Source organism: Clostridium sp. KNHs205 (assembly GCF_000702945.1).
Taxonomy (GTDB): Bacteria; Bacillota; Clostridia; order Lachnospirales; family Lachnospiraceae; genus Anaerocolumna.
Genome location: NZ_JNLE01000003.1, coordinates 3,016,275 through 3,033,853 on the forward strand (window position 1 = coordinate 3,016,275; position 17,579 = coordinate 3,033,853).

General features: G+C 39.2%; 15 protein-coding genes and 3 pseudogenes. 16 read left to right on the forward strand and 2 right to left on the reverse strand.

What is annotated here, in order from left to right:
* Positions 1–10 precede the first annotated feature (10 nt).
* The 4 genes from BR73_RS27435 to BR73_RS0112465 all read left to right on the forward strand — a co-directional run bounded on the left by BR73_RS27435 (position 11) and on the right by BR73_RS0112465 (position 4,316).
* The gene (locus BR73_RS27435) at positions 11–1,204 is read left to right on the forward strand and encodes a class II aldolase/adducin family protein (RefSeq protein ID WP_197032659.1); all 1,194 of its coding nucleotides are present in this window, start codon (positions 11–13) and stop codon (positions 1,202–1,204) included.
* An 11-nt stretch (positions 1,205–1,215) separates the two neighbouring features.
* Positions 1,216–2,817 carry an FGGY-family carbohydrate kinase gene (locus tag BR73_RS0112455; RefSeq protein ID WP_033165785.1) on the forward strand — a complete coding sequence of 534 codons (1,602 nt, stop codon included), beginning with the start codon at positions 1,216–1,218 and terminating at the stop codon, positions 2,815–2,817.
* A 20-nt stretch (positions 2,818–2,837) separates the two neighbouring features.
* Entirely contained in the window at positions 2,838–3,515 is a 678-nt protein-coding gene (locus BR73_RS0112460; protein ID WP_033165786.1) for a TetR/AcrR family transcriptional regulator, read from the forward strand.
* 255 nt (positions 3,516–3,770) lie between these two features.
* A complete protein-coding gene (locus BR73_RS0112465) occupies positions 3,771–4,316 on the forward strand; it encodes a carbonic anhydrase (protein ID WP_033165787.1) in 546 nt (181 codons plus the stop codon).
* A 479-nt stretch (positions 4,317–4,795) separates the two neighbouring features.
* On the opposite strand, the gene BR73_RS0112470 is transcribed toward BR73_RS0112465, so the two are convergent.
* Complete coding sequence (locus tag BR73_RS0112470) at positions 4,796–5,677, reverse strand: SDR family oxidoreductase (protein ID WP_033165788.1); 882 nt, start codon at positions 5,675–5,677, stop codon at positions 4,796–4,798.
* A gap of 48 nt (positions 5,678–5,725) precedes the next feature.
* Positions 5,726–6,118: a pyridoxamine 5'-phosphate oxidase family protein gene (locus BR73_RS0112475; RefSeq protein ID WP_033165789.1), complete on the reverse strand. Its 393-nt coding sequence runs from the start codon at positions 6,116–6,118 to the stop codon at positions 5,726–5,728.
* A gap of 477 nt (positions 6,119–6,595) precedes the next feature.
* On the opposite strand from BR73_RS0112475, the gene BR73_RS0112480 reads away from it, so the two are divergent.
* From BR73_RS0112480 to BR73_RS0112525, 12 genes and pseudogenes are all read left to right on the forward strand, one after another.
* On the forward strand, positions 6,596–6,937 hold the full coding sequence (locus BR73_RS0112480; RefSeq protein WP_033167394.1) for a helix-turn-helix domain-containing protein: 342 nt from the start codon (positions 6,596–6,598) through the stop codon (positions 6,935–6,937).
* Positions 6,938–7,582: 645 nt separating this feature from the next.
* Positions 7,583–9,754: pseudogene (locus BR73_RS28310) on the forward strand (glycoside hydrolase family 48 protein); the annotation flags it as partial.
* Positions 9,755–9,763: 9 nt separating this feature from the next.
* Positions 9,764–10,525 (forward strand): cellulose binding domain-containing protein, encoded by a 762-nt coding sequence (locus BR73_RS29770; RefSeq protein WP_347463466.1) that lies wholly within the window; start codon positions 9,764–9,766, stop codon positions 10,523–10,525.
* A 193-nt stretch (positions 10,526–10,718) separates the two neighbouring features.
* Positions 10,719–12,893 (forward strand): annotated as a pseudogene (locus BR73_RS0112490) (glycoside hydrolase family 9 protein); the annotation flags it as partial.
* Positions 12,894–12,947: 54 nt separating this feature from the next.
* Positions 12,948–13,667 (forward strand): annotated as a pseudogene (locus BR73_RS29390) (cellulose binding domain-containing protein); the annotation flags it as partial.
* Positions 13,668–14,040: 373 nt separating this feature from the next.
* Complete coding sequence (locus BR73_RS0112495) at positions 14,041–14,358, forward strand: PfkB family carbohydrate kinase (RefSeq protein WP_051685180.1); 318 nt, start codon at positions 14,041–14,043, stop codon at positions 14,356–14,358.
* Positions 14,359–14,562: 204 nt separating this feature from the next.
* Positions 14,563–15,063 (forward strand): hypothetical protein, encoded by a 501-nt coding sequence (locus BR73_RS0112500; RefSeq protein WP_033165791.1) that lies wholly within the window; start codon positions 14,563–14,565, stop codon positions 15,061–15,063.
* A 146-nt stretch (positions 15,064–15,209) separates the two neighbouring features.
* Positions 15,210–15,677: a metallophosphoesterase family protein gene (locus BR73_RS0112505; protein ID WP_033165792.1), complete on the forward strand. Its 468-nt coding sequence runs from the start codon at positions 15,210–15,212 to the stop codon at positions 15,675–15,677.
* Between the two features lie 128 nt (positions 15,678–15,805).
* Entirely contained in the window at positions 15,806–16,174 is a 369-nt protein-coding gene (locus BR73_RS0112510) for a hypothetical protein (protein ID WP_033165793.1), read from the forward strand.
* A 95-nt stretch (positions 16,175–16,269) separates the two neighbouring features.
* Complete coding sequence (locus BR73_RS0112515; RefSeq protein ID WP_033165794.1) at positions 16,270–16,746, forward strand: hypothetical protein; 477 nt, start codon at positions 16,270–16,272, stop codon at positions 16,744–16,746.
* Positions 16,747–16,775: 29 nt separating this feature from the next.
* Positions 16,776–17,120, forward strand: a complete 345-nt coding sequence (locus tag BR73_RS0112520) for a hypothetical protein (protein WP_033165795.1) — start codon at positions 16,776–16,778, stop codon at positions 17,118–17,120.
* Complete coding sequence (locus BR73_RS0112525) at positions 17,036–17,539, forward strand: GNAT family N-acetyltransferase (protein ID WP_242860668.1); 504 nt, start codon at positions 17,036–17,038, stop codon at positions 17,537–17,539. The genes BR73_RS0112520 and BR73_RS0112525 overlap by 85 nt, the downstream gene beginning before the upstream one ends.
* Positions 17,540–17,579 lie beyond the last annotated feature (40 nt).

Here is a 17,579-nt window from a genome sequence, read left to right on the forward strand (position 1 = left end):
GGAGACTGTCATGGAGGAGAAGGAAGCTAAAAGAAGTGTTGTTAACGCAGGGAAAAAGCTGGTGGAATCAGGACTTATAGCCAGAACCTGGGGAAATGTAAGCTGCCGTATCAGTGATACTCAGTTTGTCATAACACCCAGCGGACGAGATTATATGTTGTTGACTCCGGAGGAAATTGTTACGGTAACAATAGAGAATTTAAGTTATAAAGGAAATATAAAACCATCTTCAGAAAAAGGTGTCCATGCGGAGGTTTATAAATTCAATTCAGCATTAAATTTTGTGATACATACCCATCAGGAGAATGCATCAGTAATCAGTACCCTTGGTTTGGAATCAGTAAAACCAGGTGTACAATATGCGCTTCTGGGGAAAGAAATAATCTGCGCGGCTTATGGACTTCCGGGGACTGGCAAGCTGGCCAAAGGAATAGCCCAAGCCTTACGAAAGTCCAGTGGAAATACAGTCATCATGAAGCATCATGGTGCGTTATGCTTTGGAATAAATGAAGAAGAAGCCTTTATGGCAGTCACTCAGTTAGAGGAAGCCTGTGAAGCTGTAATTGCTGCCAGATATCTTCAGATGAAACCGGATATCGTATATGACCCGGCAAAAATGAGAGAGTTTGCTTTAATTAATATGTCCGAAAAAGAAAAGAATTCCAACCTTAACATAAGGCCCCCTTACTGCGGCAGTGAGAGGACAAAGGAAGGTTTCAACCTCCTGCTGCCGGAGGGTAAAAGCCTTTCCATAAGAAATGGAGACTTACCGGATTCATTACCGGAGGATGCTGTTATTCATCAGGAGATATATCAGGGTAATCAAAAGATTAATTACATCCTCCATAGCGATACCCCATATATTCATACGATATCATGTGCTGAAAGGATACTTTACCCGCTGGTGGACGATTTCGCGCAGCTTGTAGGAACCAGTGTAAGAAATATAAACAGGGATTCACCCCTTAAGACCACAGCCCTCAAGAAATCCTCAGCAGTGTTTATTAAAAACAGCGGAGCGTTCTGCTGCGGTAATACAAAAGGAGACGCATTAGCGGTAAGTATGATTCTTGAGAAGAACTGTAAGGCTTATACTGCAGGAATCTTGTTTGGAGGAACGAAACCGCTAAGCCTTCTGGATAGAAATCTAATGCGTTTTGTATATCTTAAGAAATATTCCAGGCAGATGAATAGTGCTGTATAAGGAGGGGTTTTGTGAGTTCGCATGTTATTACCTATGATGTTGGTACTACCGGAATCAAAACCTGTCTGTATGAAATATCAGAAACCATACAGCTTATGGCATCTGCTGTAATGGGCTATAAGCTTTACATAATGGAGAATGGAGGAGCTGAACAGGACTTAAGAGAAATATGGGAAGCTATGTGCAGTACATCGGAGGCGGTGATTAAGAATAGCTGTATTACCTCTGAGTGTATCAAAGGGATTTCTTTCTGCTCACAAATGCAGGGGTTAGTACTGGTGGATAAAAACGGACAGCCGATACGCCCTTCTATGAGTTATATGGATCAAAGAGCAGAAGCAGAGTTAAATAAAGGAATGGGCAGAGGATTGAAAATTTCCGGTGTTAATATAATAAAACTGCTTAAATCTATCCATATTACAGGAGCGGTGGCTGCCAGTGTGAAAGACCCGGTCTGGAAATATAACTGGGTTAAGAAAAATGAACCGGAGAATTTCAACCTTATACATAAGTGGCTGGATGTGAAAGAATATCTCATCTTCCAATGTACTGGAAAATTTGTCATGACCAAAGACAGTGCTTTTGGTACCATGCTTTATGATATCAGAAAGGGTAGAAATTGCTTCAGCGGGAGTATGTGCCGAATGCTTGGTGTTGACATGGAACATCTTCCGCAAATAGTAAGCAGTACGGATATGGTTGGTGTACTTACAGACAAGGCAGCAGCAGAACTTAAACTGAGGGAAGGAATTCCGGTATTTGGCGGCGGTGGTGATGCTTCCTTAATCGGTGTGGGAGCAGGAGCAGTAAAAGCAGGAAGTACGCATATATATTCCGGCACCTCCGGCTGGGTGTCAACGGTCGTAAAACGCAGAATTCTTGATATTCATTCGATGATTGCCTCTGTGGCAGGGGCGGCAGAAGGTACCTTCAATTATTTTGCTGAACTGGAGACGGCAGGTAAATGTCTGGAATGGGTAAAGGAGCATATGGCTCTGGATGAAATAAATATTTATCTGGATAAGCTCTGTGTATCTGAGACCAATGAAAGTATTTATGTTAATTTATATGATTTTATGATGGAGGAGATTAAAGATATACCGGCAGGAAGTCATGGTGTTATATTTACCCCCTGGCTTCATGGGAACAGATGCCCTTTTGAGGATCTAAATGCAAGAGGAATGTTTTTTAATATACGGCTGGAAACCGGTAAAAGGGATATGATTCACGCAGTTATTGAAGGAATCTGTTATCATCTGAGGTGGCAGTTAGAAGCTCAGAGAAAGAAGATAAAGACGTCTAAGATAATCCGCTTTGTGGGCGGAGGAGCATTGTCACCTCTTACCTGCCATACCCTTGCTGATATTCTTGGGTGTGATATTGAAACAATAGAAAGCCCTCAGAATGCAGGGGCGTTAGGTGCAGCAGTAGTAGCTGCAGTAGGACTTGGTATTCTTAATGGATTTGAAGAGGCTGAAAGATTAATAAAAGTCAGGGAAGTATACCACCCTGATTTAAAGAATAGATGTATTCATGACAGGAATTTTCAAGTGTTCAAATCCTTGTATAAGAACAATAGAAAAGCTTTTAAGAGTTTAAATCAAAGGCTCTAAGGTTAACGTTGGAGGGACAAATGACAGAAATCATATTAAAAAGCAATCAGCTCAAATTTCATAAAGAAACCTTTGAAAAGACAACAGAGGACAGAAGGCAGAAAGTTCTGGAAGTCGCTATTGATGCATTTGCCTTAAATGGTTATAATGCAACCAGTATCAATGATATAGCAAAGAATGCCGGAATCAGTATAGGTGCAATGTACAGTTATTTTGCTTCTAAGGAAGATTTATTCCTGACCATAATAAATAACGCTTATTTTCTTATGGAAGAAATCTTAAATGAGGTGAAGGAATCCAGCAGAGATATCTATGACTGTGTGGAGCGAATGCTGTCTGCCTCCAGGGAGTTTTCTTTTCAATATCCAAAATTAAATCAGCTCTATCTGGATCTCACAACACAGGCCTTGGCACCTCTCTCGGTCAGGCTTTCTTCCAAGCTTGAGAGAATTACGCCCCGGATGCTCTGTGATTTTATCAAAGCAGGTGTCGAAGAAGGAATTGTCAATGACAAGGCAGATAAAAGTGTAATGGCATATTGTATTGATAATATATTTATGCTGTATCAATTCTCCTTATCCTCTGACTATTACAAAGAGCGGCTTAAGATTTTCATAGGTGAAGAAAAAGTGTCGGAGGTTAAAGACTTAGAAAAAGGTATAGTAAGTTTTATAAGGGCAGCATTAGAAGTAAAATAAGGGCAGTATTTAAGTAAATTAAGGGTAGCATTAGAATTATGTCATAACAATGCCTTATGCCCTGCAATTGAGCTGTCTTTTATGCAACAATTCTAACATAAATTGTAAAAAAAGTGAATGAAATTAATATTCTGCAATAAAATACTTGTGTATGTCCAAAAGTAAGTGTATTTTATATTATGAGAGCTGTCAGTATTACGTCTTACATAGCTGGGATGAATGCTTAGTTGGTATGTATAAGGAGTGTGTCTATTTATGATTCAGGAGATTCTTAAATTTAATAAAGAATTTGTTAAAAATAACGATTATGAAAAATTCAGAACCAGTAAATACCCCAATAAAAAAATTGCCATTGTTTCCTGTATGGATACAAGACTTACAGAACTACTGCCTTCTGCCCTTGGTCTGAAAAACGGTGATGCCAAGATTATTAAGAATGCAGGAGGGGTTATATCCCATCCTTTCGGAAGTGCTATGCGAAGTTTATTGATTGGAATTTATGAATTAGGTGTAGAAGAAATTCTGGTTATCGGTCATACGGATTGTGGAGCAAGGCATACGGACAGTACAAAGATGATTGAGAAGATGAAGGATAAGAATATCGATCAGAAGCAAATTGATATGCTTAAATACTGTGGTATTGACTTTGAAGCCTGGTTGGGAGGTTTTAAGGATTTGGATGTTTCTGTTAAGAGTTCTGTGGAGTTAATTCGTAACCATCCCCTGGTACCGGAAAGTGTTATGGTTTACGGACTGATTATAGATTCAGTTACCGGTGAACTGAGAGAGGTGACTGAGTGAATAGCTGGTGGTAGTTAATAGTTTATTAACTAATTTTTAGATTATTGGATTTCTTGTCAAAAGGGTAGGTTTTTACAAGGGGACGGCAAAATTGCACCAAACAGAAAGAACTCATGCTTCAATTCCGAGGCATAAGAAGTCCTAATTCTCTGAAGATTTTGTGCTTGTCATAATATGAAACAGATAACTCGCTGCGCTCAAACAATCTGTTTCATATTATAGCACAAAATCTTCAGAGAAAAGGACTTCTAATGCCTCTCCATAGGCACATTCGTTCTTTCTGTTTGGTGCAATTTGCCTGAAACCATATGGAAAAAGGGCTTTTGAGCCTAATTTAAAGTTGTAATTGAAGCAAAAAGAGGTATAAGTGTAAGAATAGAAAAGCCACCTGTTATGAAGAGTTGTTACCAAGTACTACTCTGCATAACAGGTGGCTTTTTTTGGATTAAAAGTAATGAAGCTGTTAAATAACTGTCTCTTTACGGTGTAGTTAGCGACTGCTTCAAGGCTTCCTCCAAAGAGGTGGGTTTTCTGCCTATTAGCTGTTCTAAAGCGGAGGATTCTTTTGAGAACTGCCCTGCTGCTACTGGGAGGTAAAGCCCGTAAATATTAAAAGCGGCAACAGGTTCTATTTCACCTTCTTTTACAAGTCTTGAAACTGCTTCGTCCGGTGAAAGGCTTTCGTGTCTTATGCTCTTACCTGTTAACTGAGACAGGAGGGTAACATAATCCTCAAATGTGTTTAGAGTACTGTTTACAAGCTCGTAGGCCTTATTCTCATGACCGGTTTCTGTAAGTACGGCGGCAGCAGCTAAAGCCAGATCATCACGCAGTGCGAAGTTATACTTACCTTTCTCAGCGGCAGTTACGAGAACACCACTTTTTACAGCAGCAGCCAGAGTATTTCCAAAAATATTCTCCAGATAGAAGCCGTTTCGTAAGAAGGTATAGGGGATATCTGTTGTTTTGATCATGTTTTCTGTAGCAAGATGCACATATTGTAAGCCTGCTATATTCATTGTTTCAGCAAAGGCTATACCAGTATAAACGATATGAGAGATGCCGGCATTTCTTGCAGCCAATACTACGTTAGCATGCTGATTGATACGAAGAGTGTTATCAAAATCAGGAGAGGATACGAACATCAGCTTATCAATTCCTTTAAAGGCCTGTGTTAATACAGAGACATCTTCATAAGAACCGATTCTGGTGCCTATACCTTTATTCTTAAATTTCTCAGCACTCTTCTCCGTGCGAACCAGAGCAGTTATATCTGCTGCTTTTACACCTTTCTCTAAAAGATGGTTTATGATTCCGCTTCCTAAGTGGCCGGTAGCACCTGTTACTAGTATTTTTGACATATAAATACCTCTTTGCTTTCTTAATGGCAAAACAACGTTTTAAAATAATTAGAACTTTATAACCTCTGGTTCACCGGTAAAAGAATAAATGGTAGCAGTTACATCTTTGATATAGAATACTTCCATGATTCCATCATCTGCTGCATACATCTGATTTAAGGAGGGATATTCAGCCAGCATGCTTTCTCTGGCTGCTCTGTTGTCATCATGTACTGCAATACCTTCTACACGGATCCACTTTCCTTTAGCCATACCGGAGAGCTCAAGCTTAGGATTTTCCAGTAGCTGTTTGAATACTTTCTTTTTGTTGTTGGTGACAGAATAAAGTTTTCCGTCATAAATCATTACAGCACCAAAAGGTCTTACTCTTGGCTGATCTCCCTCGCAGGTTGCCAGATAAAAGGTCTTACAATCTTTTAAAAATTCTAAAACGTTATTCATGTTAGTTGCTCCTTAGATTATTTAATGGTATAATAATTATTATAGTTCTATTATATATAGTATGACGATAATTTCAAGTACGATGTTTTGTGATAGTACTATTATATTGATACTGGTATTATTAATGATACTGATATTATTATTGATACTTTAAGATAAGACTCAAACATGGCTGGGTCACTATTTTAAAAATAAGTTGGTATAAACAATTTACACTTTTGATTGGAATACGTGCTAAAGGGTGCATATGATGGCCAGTGTGTATTATGTAATTAATAGTTCACACCTTGCTTTATGACAGTGCCACATCTGTCAGCAGATGCCGTATGAGGACTATTTATCCAACTACGAATTCAGAAATATATCAAATCATAGATCTGATACCACGAAAGGAGTTTTTTTATGACAAAAGAAACTGTAAATAAAGATAACATAAATAAAGTTAATATAAATAAAGACAACAAGAATAAAGATAACATAAACAAAGAGTTATTTGGTATATGTCCTTTTGCAACCACACAGAAGATCCTGACAGGTAAGTGGTCAATCTATATCCTCTATTTACTAAGTGAAGGACCTGTCAGGTTTAATGAATTAAAGAGAAGATTACCGGAAGAAATGACCCATGCCACTTTATCGCGTCAGTTGAAGCAGTTAGAGGAAGAAGGGCTTATAATAAGACACGAATATGTACAGATTCCGCCTAAGGTTGAATATTATATGAGTGATATCGGAGAAAAGTTTCAAATTGTTTTGGATGCATTAGAAATTTGGGGTAAGGAATATATAAATTACATTACACAGAAGGAAAATAAATAGGAAAAAAGTACTAGATAAACTCATTTTACACGTTACAGAGTAAAATGGGTTTTTTCTTTATTTTCCTATGTTTTAGGAATGATTATTACTATTAGAAGTTGGTAAAAAGGTATTGAAATAATTTAATTAATAAACTAAGAATGTAATTTATTAACAAATGGCAATTGACAGAGTTTTGCAAAGATGTTATATTGTTGGTAAATAGTTACATAATATGGTAGAAGAGAATGAATATTCTGGCAATATAACGAAAAGAAGTAGAAAAGAGTATTACAACTGAGCAGACATTGGACAAGCTGGGGAGCGTGTAGTGGCTCAGAATTATAATAAACAGTATAGTAGAAAAATAACAACGGGTATCAGCATAACGACTCACAATTTTTTAGAGGGGCTTTCAGTTATTCTAAAGACGGCATATTTGACTGTAATACAGTAGAGAAAGGAGCATGGTCTGGGAACTACAGCAGTCGGTAATAGTCTGGGGAATAATTGCAAGATAAAAATCGATGAGGAGGTTATAGTATGTTACACAAAAAGTTATTGGAACGTGGTAATCATCAACATTGGCTTGGGAAAAAAGGCAGGAGTTTTTTAAAGGGTGCTATCGTTACTGCAGCCATTCTTGGGATTCTTTCAACCTCTTTTATGCCAAGTAATTACACCAGTGCTTCGCAAATAGCGCCAACAAGTACGGACACCTATCAGGATAGATTCTTAGAGTTATGGGGAGATATTACAGATCCTGATAATGGTTATTTTAGTCCTCAGGGGATTCCTTATCATTCTATTGAGACACTAATTGTGGAAGCACCGGATTACGGTCACGTAACTACCAGTGAAGCAATGAGCTATTATATGTGGCTTGAAGCCATGTATGGCAAATTCACCGGTGATTTTTCCGGCTTCAAGAAAGCCTGGGATGTAGCAGAAACATATATCATTCCCACGGAAGCAGACCAACCTAATTCCAGTATGAGCAAATATAATGCCAGCAAACCGGCAACCTATGCTCCGGAATGGGAATTAACAAGTCTTTATCCCGCACAGTTGGATTTCAATGCGGCAGTTGGAAGTGACCCAATTAACAATGACCTTGTATCTACCTATGGAACAAATACCATTTACGGTATGCACTGGCTCTTGGATGTGGATAACTGGTATGGTTACGGCAGAAGGGGAGACGGCGTATCCACACCATCTTATATCAATACCTTCCAAAGAGGCAGAGAAGAGTCCACTTGGGAAACCATTCCTCAGCCTAGCTGGGATGCTATGAATTTCGGCGGGAAGAATGGTTATCTGGACTTGTTTACCGGAGACAGCAATTATGCATCACAATTCAAATATACCAATGCACCCGATGCAGATGCCCGTGCCGTACAGGCAACTTACTGGGCAGATCAATGGGCAGATGAAGTTGGTGTAAATCTTGGCACCTATAAAGGGAAAGCCAGTAAAATGGGGGATTATTTAAGATATTCAATGTTTGACAAGTACTTTAGAAAGATCGGTTCGCCTACTGTGGCAGGAACTGGCTATGATTCTGCTAGTTATCTGTTATCCTGGTATTATGCATGGGGTGGCGGTATTAGCTCCAATTGGGCCTGGAAGATAGGCAGCAGCCATAATCATTTCGGTTATCAGAATCCTATGGCAGCCTATATTCTTTCAGAAGAAGCTGATTTTAAACCTGCTTCTGCCAATGGTGCTACGGATTGGGGTGTAAGCCTTGACAGACAGCTGGAATTCTATCAGTGGCTGCAGTCCTCAGAAGGTGCCATTGCAGGCGGTGCCAGCAATTCAAACAATGGCCGTTACGAAGCCTGGCCTGCAGGAACAGCAACCTTCTATGGTATGGGGTATGAAGAGAATCCTGTATACGCTGATCCTGGCAGTAATACCTGGTTCGGTTTCCAGGCTTGGTCCATGCAGCGTGTCGCAGAATTGTACTATAAGACCGGTGATACCAGAGCAAAAGCTATTCTGGATAAATGGGTAAGCTGGATTAAAACGGTTGTTCAGTTAAACAGTGACGGTACCTTTGCTATTCCAAGCAATATTGACTGGAGTGGTCAGCCGGATACCTGGAATGGAACCTATACCGGTAATTCTAACCTGCATGTTACTATAACCAGTTATGGTACTGATCTTGGTGTAGCAGGTTCTTTGGCTAATGCCTTATTGTATTACAGTAAAGCCTCCGGCGATGATGAATCAAGAGTCATTGCCAAGGAACTCTTAGATCGTATGTGGACTCTGTACAGAGATGATAAGGGTCTGGCAGCTCCGGAAGCAAGAGCAGATTATAACCGCTTCTTCGACCAGGAAGTATTTGTTCCGGCAGGCTGGACAGGTAAGATGCCCAATGGCGACGTAATCAAGTCCGGTATAAAATTCCTTGATATCCGTTCCCAATATAAAGATGATCCGGATTACCAGAAGGTGCTGGATGCTTATAATAATGGAACAGATCCAGAATTTTATTATCATCGTTTCTGGGCACAGTGTGATATTGCAATTGCAAATGGTATATATTCCATCCTCTTTGGTGAGGGTAGTGAACCGGTTAATAATTCAATAATTACACCAGTAACAGCTGCATTTGATAAGAATACACAGAACCAGGCTGATATTGCTGTTAACCTGAATTTAAATGGAAATACCTTTACTGGTATCAAAGATGGCAGTACTTATCTGACACAGGGAACAGACTATACCCTCACAGGTAATGCAGTAACTCTTAACAAAAATTATCTTGCCGGAAAAGAAATCGGTGAATTAAAGCTGACCTTTGATTTCAGCAAAGGTGTGGACCCTGTCCTTACAGTGACGATACGTGATACCACACCAAGCGGCTCTATTACGCCGACAAGTGCAAGCTTTGATAAGCATCCTGATAAACAGGCGAATGTAACTGTTGCCTTAACGACGGCAAACCATACACTAACGGCTATTAAGATAGGAAGTACGGTGTTAACAAGCGGCACGGACTATACGGTTAGCGGAGGTACTGTTACCCTCCGTAAAGAAGCTTTAGCCACTTTACAGACCGGAGTATACAGCGTTGTCTTTGATCTCAGTGCCGGAACAGATCCTGTTCTTACATTAACGGTTACGGACTCCTCCGTAGCAGCTGGAAATATCAAAGTTCAGATGTTTAACGGAAACACTGCTGCTCAGACAAACGGTATCTCACCTAAAATTAAGCTCTACAATACTGGAAATACAAATGTGAAGCTTTCCGATGTAAAGCTTAGATATTACTATACCATTGATGGAGAAAAGGCTCAGAATTTCTGGTGTGACTGGTCAAGTGCCGGCAGCAGTAATGTAACAGGAACCTTTGTAGCTCTGCCATCCCCTAAGACTGGAGCAGATTATTATCTGGAGATTGGGTTTACCTCCGGTGCAGGTGAACTGGCAGCAGGAGCTTCCATTGAAGTTCAGGCAAGATTTTCAAAGAACGACTGGACAAATTATACCCAGACAGGCGATTATTCTTACAATGGAACCGGTAATAATTATGCAGACTGGTCAAAAGTAACCGGATATATTTCCGGTAGTCTGAAATGGGGAGTAGAACCGTAAAAGTAATTTTAAGGAAAAAAGTAAATTAAGTAAATTTCTTTTAGAATACGTTAATACGTTAATTCTAAGTTGTTCCGGGGTAGCATATTACCCCGGAACAAAAAGCAGATAAAAAGGGTATATCTGCAAATCTGGCTATAAAAGGTTACCATATTCTGCGGATATGCCTCCAAAATAATAAGGGGGTTAAGATATGCGTAAGTTGACTAGTCTCTTACTTATCGTATGCCTGTTAACAGCAGGTTTTGTTACAGCAAAACCCGTTAAAGCGCAAACGAATTATAATTATGGGGAAGCTTTACAAAAAGCAATTATATTCTATGAGTTCCAACGTTCGGGAGATCTGCCTGATACGATCAGAAACAACTGGAGAGGGGATTCCGGACTGACGGATGGAGCAGATGCTGGTCTTGATTTGACAGGTGGCTGGTATGATGCAGGGGATCATGTGAAATTCAATCTTCCTATGGCTTATACCGCTGCCATGCTAGCCTGGAGTGTTTATGAATCAGAGGATGCACTGCGTCAGAGCGGTCAGCTTGATTATCTGTTAGAGGAAATCAAGTGGGCAACAGACTATCTGATAAAATGCCATCCTTCCGCCAATGTTTTCTATTACCAGGTAGGTAACGGCAATACAGATCATTCCTGGTGGGGACCTGCTGAGGTAATGCAGATGGCGCGTCCCTCCTATAAGGTGGATTTAGCGAATCCCGGTTCCTCTGTAGTTGCAGGTTCTGCTGCCGCCTTAGCTGCCGCCGGCGCCATATTTGCAGACAGTAATCCCACCTATGCCGCTGAATGCATCCGTCATGCCAAGGAGCTTTTTGCCTTTGCTGATACTACAAAGAGTGATAAGGGGTACACCGCAGCAGATGGTTTCTACACCTCATATAGTGGTTTCTATGATGAACTTTCCTGGGCAGGAACCTGGATATATCTTGCAACAGGAGATACTGCTTATCTGAATAAAGCAGAATCTTATGTACCCAATTGGGGAACAGAGCCACAGTCCACTACCATAGCTTATAAGTGGGCTCATAGCTGGGATGATGTACATTATGGTACTTCAATCCTTCTTGCAAGAATAACAGACAAGGCTATCTATAAGACAGCATCAGAAATGCATCTGGATTTCTGGACTACCGGTTATAACGGAAATCGAGTATCTTATACACCAAAGGGCCTGGCATGGCTGGATTCCTGGGGAGCACTGCGTTATGCTACTACAACAGCCTTCCTGGCAAGTGTTTACGCAGACTGGTCAGGCTGTACTGCTGCCAAAGTCAGCACCTATAAGACCTTTGCCAAACAGCAGGTAGACTATGCACTGGGAAGTGCAGGACGCAGTTTTGTGGTTGGTTACGGTGAGAATTCACCTACAAGACCTCATCATAGAACCGCTCACAGTTCCTGGGCTGACAGTCAGACCGTTCCTACCTACCACAGACATACGATTTATGGTGCTTTGGTTGGTGGACCCGGAAAAGATGACAGCTATACCGATGATATCGGAAACTATGTAAATAATGAAATTGCCTGCGATTACAATGCAGGATTTGTAGGTGCTCTTGCCAAATTGTATGATGAATATGGCGGAACTCCCATAGCTGGTTTTAACGCTGTTGAAACAGTAACCAACGATGAATTCTTTGTTGAGGCTGGAATCAATGCCTCCAGCAGTAATTTCATTGAAATAAAGGCCCTGCTTAACAACCGTTCTGGTTGGCCAGCCAGAATGGGCGACAAGCTGTCCTTTAAGTATTTTATTGATATCAGCGAAGCTGCAAGTCTTGGATATAAGGCTTCTGATTTCACGGTAACCACCAATTATAATGCTGGTGCGGTAGTATCTAAATTGCAGCCATGGGATGAAGCTGCGAATATTTATTATGTTAATGTTGACTTCACCGGAACAAAGATCTATCCAGGCGGTCAGTCTGCTTATAGAAAAGAAGTACAGTTCAGAATTGCTGCTCCTGCGGCGGTAACCTGGAATAATGCCAACGATTTCTCCTATAGTGATTTAGGTGGTGTTACTTCGGGTAATACGGTTAAGACTTCCTATATACCTGTATATGATGCCGGTGTTAAAGTATTTGGAAATGAACCGGGAAATACAGTGGATAGTTCCACAATTACTCCGGAAACTGCAGCCTTTGACAAATACCTTCCGTCAAATATTAATGTAACTGTAAATTATAAGAACAATACTCTTAATGCTATTAAAAATGGAACTGCAGCACTGGTAAAGGGAACTGATTATACAGTAAGCGGAAATACCGTAACAATAGCTTCTTCTTATCTGTCAACCCTTAATACAGGAACAGCGAAGCTGGTATTTGACTTCAGTGCCGGTTTGGATAGAACACTGAGTATTACAGTTACTGATTCCTCACCTAGTGGAACAATCTCCATAACACAGGCGGAGTTTGATAAGCATACACCTAATCAGCAGGATATAGCCGTGGATATTACTTATAATGGTAATACCTTAAGCGGAATCCGAAATGGCAGTACGCTGCTGACAAGCGGAACGGACTATACACTGTCTGGAAACACGGTTACTCTTTTAAGCTCTTACCTGGCCTCGAAACCACTTGGTAAGCTGGAACTTACTTTTGATTTCAATAAAGGAAATGATCCGGTACTTACGGTTACGATTATTGACAGTTCAATCGTTGTAACAGGAAATGTCAAGGTACAGATGTTTAACGGAAGTAATGCGGCTGTAACCAACGGGATTGCTCCCAGATTCAAGATTGTTAACACCGGAACCGAAAGTATCAATCTCTCCGATGTGAAGTTAAGATATTATTATACCATTGACGGAGAGAAAGCACAGAACTTCTGGTGTGATTGGTCTTCTGCCGGAACTGCCAATGTAACAGGAACCTTTGTTAAGCTGGCGACAGCTAAAACAGGGGCAGATTATTATCTGGAAATTGGATTTGCAAACGCAGCAGGCACACTGGCAGCAGGAGCTTCTGTTGATGTACAGGCGAGATTCTCAAAAAGTGATTGGACCAATTATACTCAGACTGGTGACTATTCCTTCCAGGAATCCGGTTCCAATTATACTGATTGGAATAAGGTAACAGGATATGTTGGCGGCAGTCTGGTTTGGGGAATTGAACCGTAGATTATGGATTTCCTTTTTATGGTTTAATTAAGTGTAATACATTTAAATGTGCATTATACTAAGTAAGGTATTGAAGATACCTGGTATATTGTAAAATTAGACTATATTTATATTGAATAAACCTTTGAACTGGCTTAGCAGTTTGAAGGTTTATTCTTATTTTTGGATTTGGATGATGCCATTTCAAAGATATATAACCGACTGATAGAGAATGGGTTTGTAGTCAGAAAGGAAAAGAATTGAAATGTGAATTAGAGTGATTTATAATCAGAGCATTGATAGGAAGCTATAGGTAATTTTCAATCAGTTAATCATCCTGGTGAATGCTTTTACCTGATATTTTATGCTGTCAAAGCAGCAGATGGAGGACGATATGATTTATACTTTGACAATAAACCCATCCTTGGATTACATAGTGACAGTTCCTGAGTTTAGCCTGGGTATGGTAAATAGAACGACTGATGAAATCCTGTATCCTGGTGGAAAAGGTATCAATGTTTCCCTGGTACTTAAGAACCTGGGGATTGAGAGTACTGCTATTGGATTTACTGCCGGATTTACAGGGGAAGAGCTGACGAAAAGATTAAGAGAATATGGCATTTGTACTGAATTTATACAAGTGATGGAAGGACTTACAAGAATCAATGTAAAAGTAGGAGGTATTAGATTTGATGAAGGATGGTTATTTTGATGAGCAGATCCTTCTCTTAGACAAATAAATTGTAAAAATATCCATATAATGGTATATTGGTATTGTGTACTTTACATAAAAATTGACATTGCCTGGAGGAAGAAAATTTCAATATTCTACTTGAGGCGTTGAGAAAAATAATCTTTCAGAGACTGCAATTTCTCTGGATAAGTCAATTCCCTTAAGTAAAGAAGGAGTATTTTCGTGATAAAATTTAAGGTGACATTTACTGTGCTGTTTATATGCTTTTGTCTGACCAGCTTTTCTGGTCACAATAAGAGGAATGAGACGATAGGAGAGATAAATCGAAATTGCAACGTTCCTTTTGCACTGACATTACCGGAATCGTCGCTGGAGAATATAAAAGAATATTCTATGATTGGTGGATTTGGGTCTTATTTGCTGGAAAATGAAGACGTCTCTGTTACTATAAGCGGTTATCCTGATTGTCTAGATAAATATCATATAACCGGATATCAGATTAAAACACCTAAATACATCTTTATGGGGCTTCAGGTCGGATGTTCCCTTGAGGCTATAGACAAAGTCATGAATCTAAAAGGATTTATGATTTCAACCGAAAGCAGTCGGTGGAGGGAATATATAAAAAATGGTGTAAGAATAGGTATTAGTTTAAAGGATAAAGCTGTTACTATTTTTCATATATCAGTGGATGTAACGAATAAAAAGGATGTTTCCTTTTAAGCTTATCATGGAGAGCTGACTAATTAATATTTCCAGTATAATATGAAGATACAGGCTGACACTGAAATTATGAATAATAAGAAGAAAATAGGATAATAAGTACACATATAGAAAGCACTAAGAAAACGATTAAAAAAGAGGAGCTTATGAAGCAAATTGCAATCATATCTGATACTCATGGTCTGTTGCGTGAGTTTGTTATAAATGAAATTGTGACTGCGGATTGCTCCATTCATGCTGGTGACATCAACACACCATACCTTATGGAGACTATACAGCAGCTTAGAGAGACTTATATGGTACGTGGTAACAATGATAAAGAATGGGCAAAGGACTTGCCTGGAAGTATTACTGTCACTATTGAAGGCGTGAAATTCTTCATTGTTCATAACAAGAAGGACATTCCACCAGTCTTAACAGGTGTAGACGTGGTAGTTTATGGCCATTCCCATAAATATTCTGCCGAAATCATTAATGGCGTATTATTTCTCAATCCCGGCAGCTGTGGGAAACGACGCTTTGATATGGATATCACGATGTGCCGCATGACGGTGGACGCCGGGCATTATCAGTATGAAAAAGTTACGATTCCTCAGGAAATTTCAAGAAATTAAATATTATATTTTGGTGTAATGATGGTATAGTAATAACCAAAGAATATTTTCCAGATATATATGGCGTATTCAGTCCTAAAGGAATTCCGCCAGAAATTCTATTGGAATTGATTGGAGTGTAAAAATAAATGGATATCAAAGAATTTTGGAATGCGGTACTTAAACAAGAGGCAGAAAAGCTGAGATCTTTTTTCAAGGATACGGCTTATGTAAATTGGCAATGTACAAATGAGCATTTTACAGTAGATGAATATATAAGAGCAAATTGTGAATACCCCGGAACTTGGGATGGTACGATTGAAAGAATAGAGACAGCAGGTAATTTGATAATTGCAGCAGTTAAGGTCTTTTCTACTGATAATGAGATATCTTGTCATGTGGTATCTTTTATTGAGTTAGAGGATGATAAGATAATTGTAATGAATGAATATTGGGGGGATGATGGCATCGCACCCCAATGGAGACTAGAAATGAACCTGGGAACAGTGATATGCTAAGACGGTTTATCTGAATTGAAAATACAGTTTTTACTAATTTATGCTCCAACATAATAGAAAGAATAAACCAACATAATAGAAAGGATTTTGCGAAAATGGCAGCAATAACATCGGTACAGGACACGATAAATATATTAAATGCTATATTTGAAAAGCATAACAAGGATAGAATCTGTGTACTGGGAACCACCTGTTGCGGTAAGTCGACACTACATGAACAGATACCGGGAACGGTTGATATGGATAAGGAACTGTGGCCGCAATTATCGAAAGAAGAGGAAGCCTATATCTGTACGAAACCGTGGACAAAAGAAATTGGGGAGTTTACAAAAAGACTGGTGAAAGAAAGAGTAACTGTAAAGGCGGGACATCCTATATTCTCATTAATTCTTTTGGAGTGTGAAGTAATTGTATATCTGGATATAAGCGATGAGCTGCTTGCAGAACATTGCAAAAAAAGAGGAAGTGCTTTTTCGGATGCTAAGAATGTTAAAGATGCAATAGAAAATACATGGAATAATCTACGGAAAAATAAAAATTTGGTGTTTTACCATTTGAACATTACAGAATGATAAAGTGGAACAGATAAAAGTAGAACAGAATGATAAAAGTAGAAATGATAAAGCAGAAAATAATAAAAGTGGAAAATGATAAAATCGAAAATAAAGTACATATGGCTGAACAAATAGAGGCATTTGGAGTGGAGCAGAAGCAACCTGAGCAGTTTAAGTCTCCGATAAAGAAAATCAATGCAAATGTTACAAGCATTGGTGTAGACGGATGCAAAGGGGGATGGATTACGGCGGCTCTGAAGCAGGGAGTAATACTGAGAGTAAGTAAAGTTACCGGAGGAAAATTGACGTGGAAAAAAATGCAGATATACGTAAAGTGCAAATTGGAGATGAAAATACTTTGGCGTATATACAAACAGAATCATGGAAATTAGCATTTCAGCAAATATTATCGAAAGAAGTATTGGAGAAATGCATAAATATTGATAAAGCAAAAGAGATGTACACAAACTTATTAATGAAGAAGCTTGGAAACGGATGGATTTTGTCAGTTAATAATATGCCTCATTGCATTGCATACTGGGATAAAACCAGGGATGAAGGTATGTCTGATTATGCAGAACTTATCTGTATTCACAGTTTACAACGAAACTGGGGAAAAGGATATGGGTCCATGATGCTTGAGCATGTAATAGGTGATATAAAAGCAGCAGAATTTGATAAAGTTATGTTATGGGTTTTCGAAGAAAATACAAGGGCAAGAAAATTCTATGAAAAACATGGATTTATTGCAACAGAAAAGAAAAAGACATATTATGATGCTGTTGAAATTATGTACTGTAAAGAGATATAAGCAATAAGCAATATAAAGACGCTGACTTACAGTTGGGGGT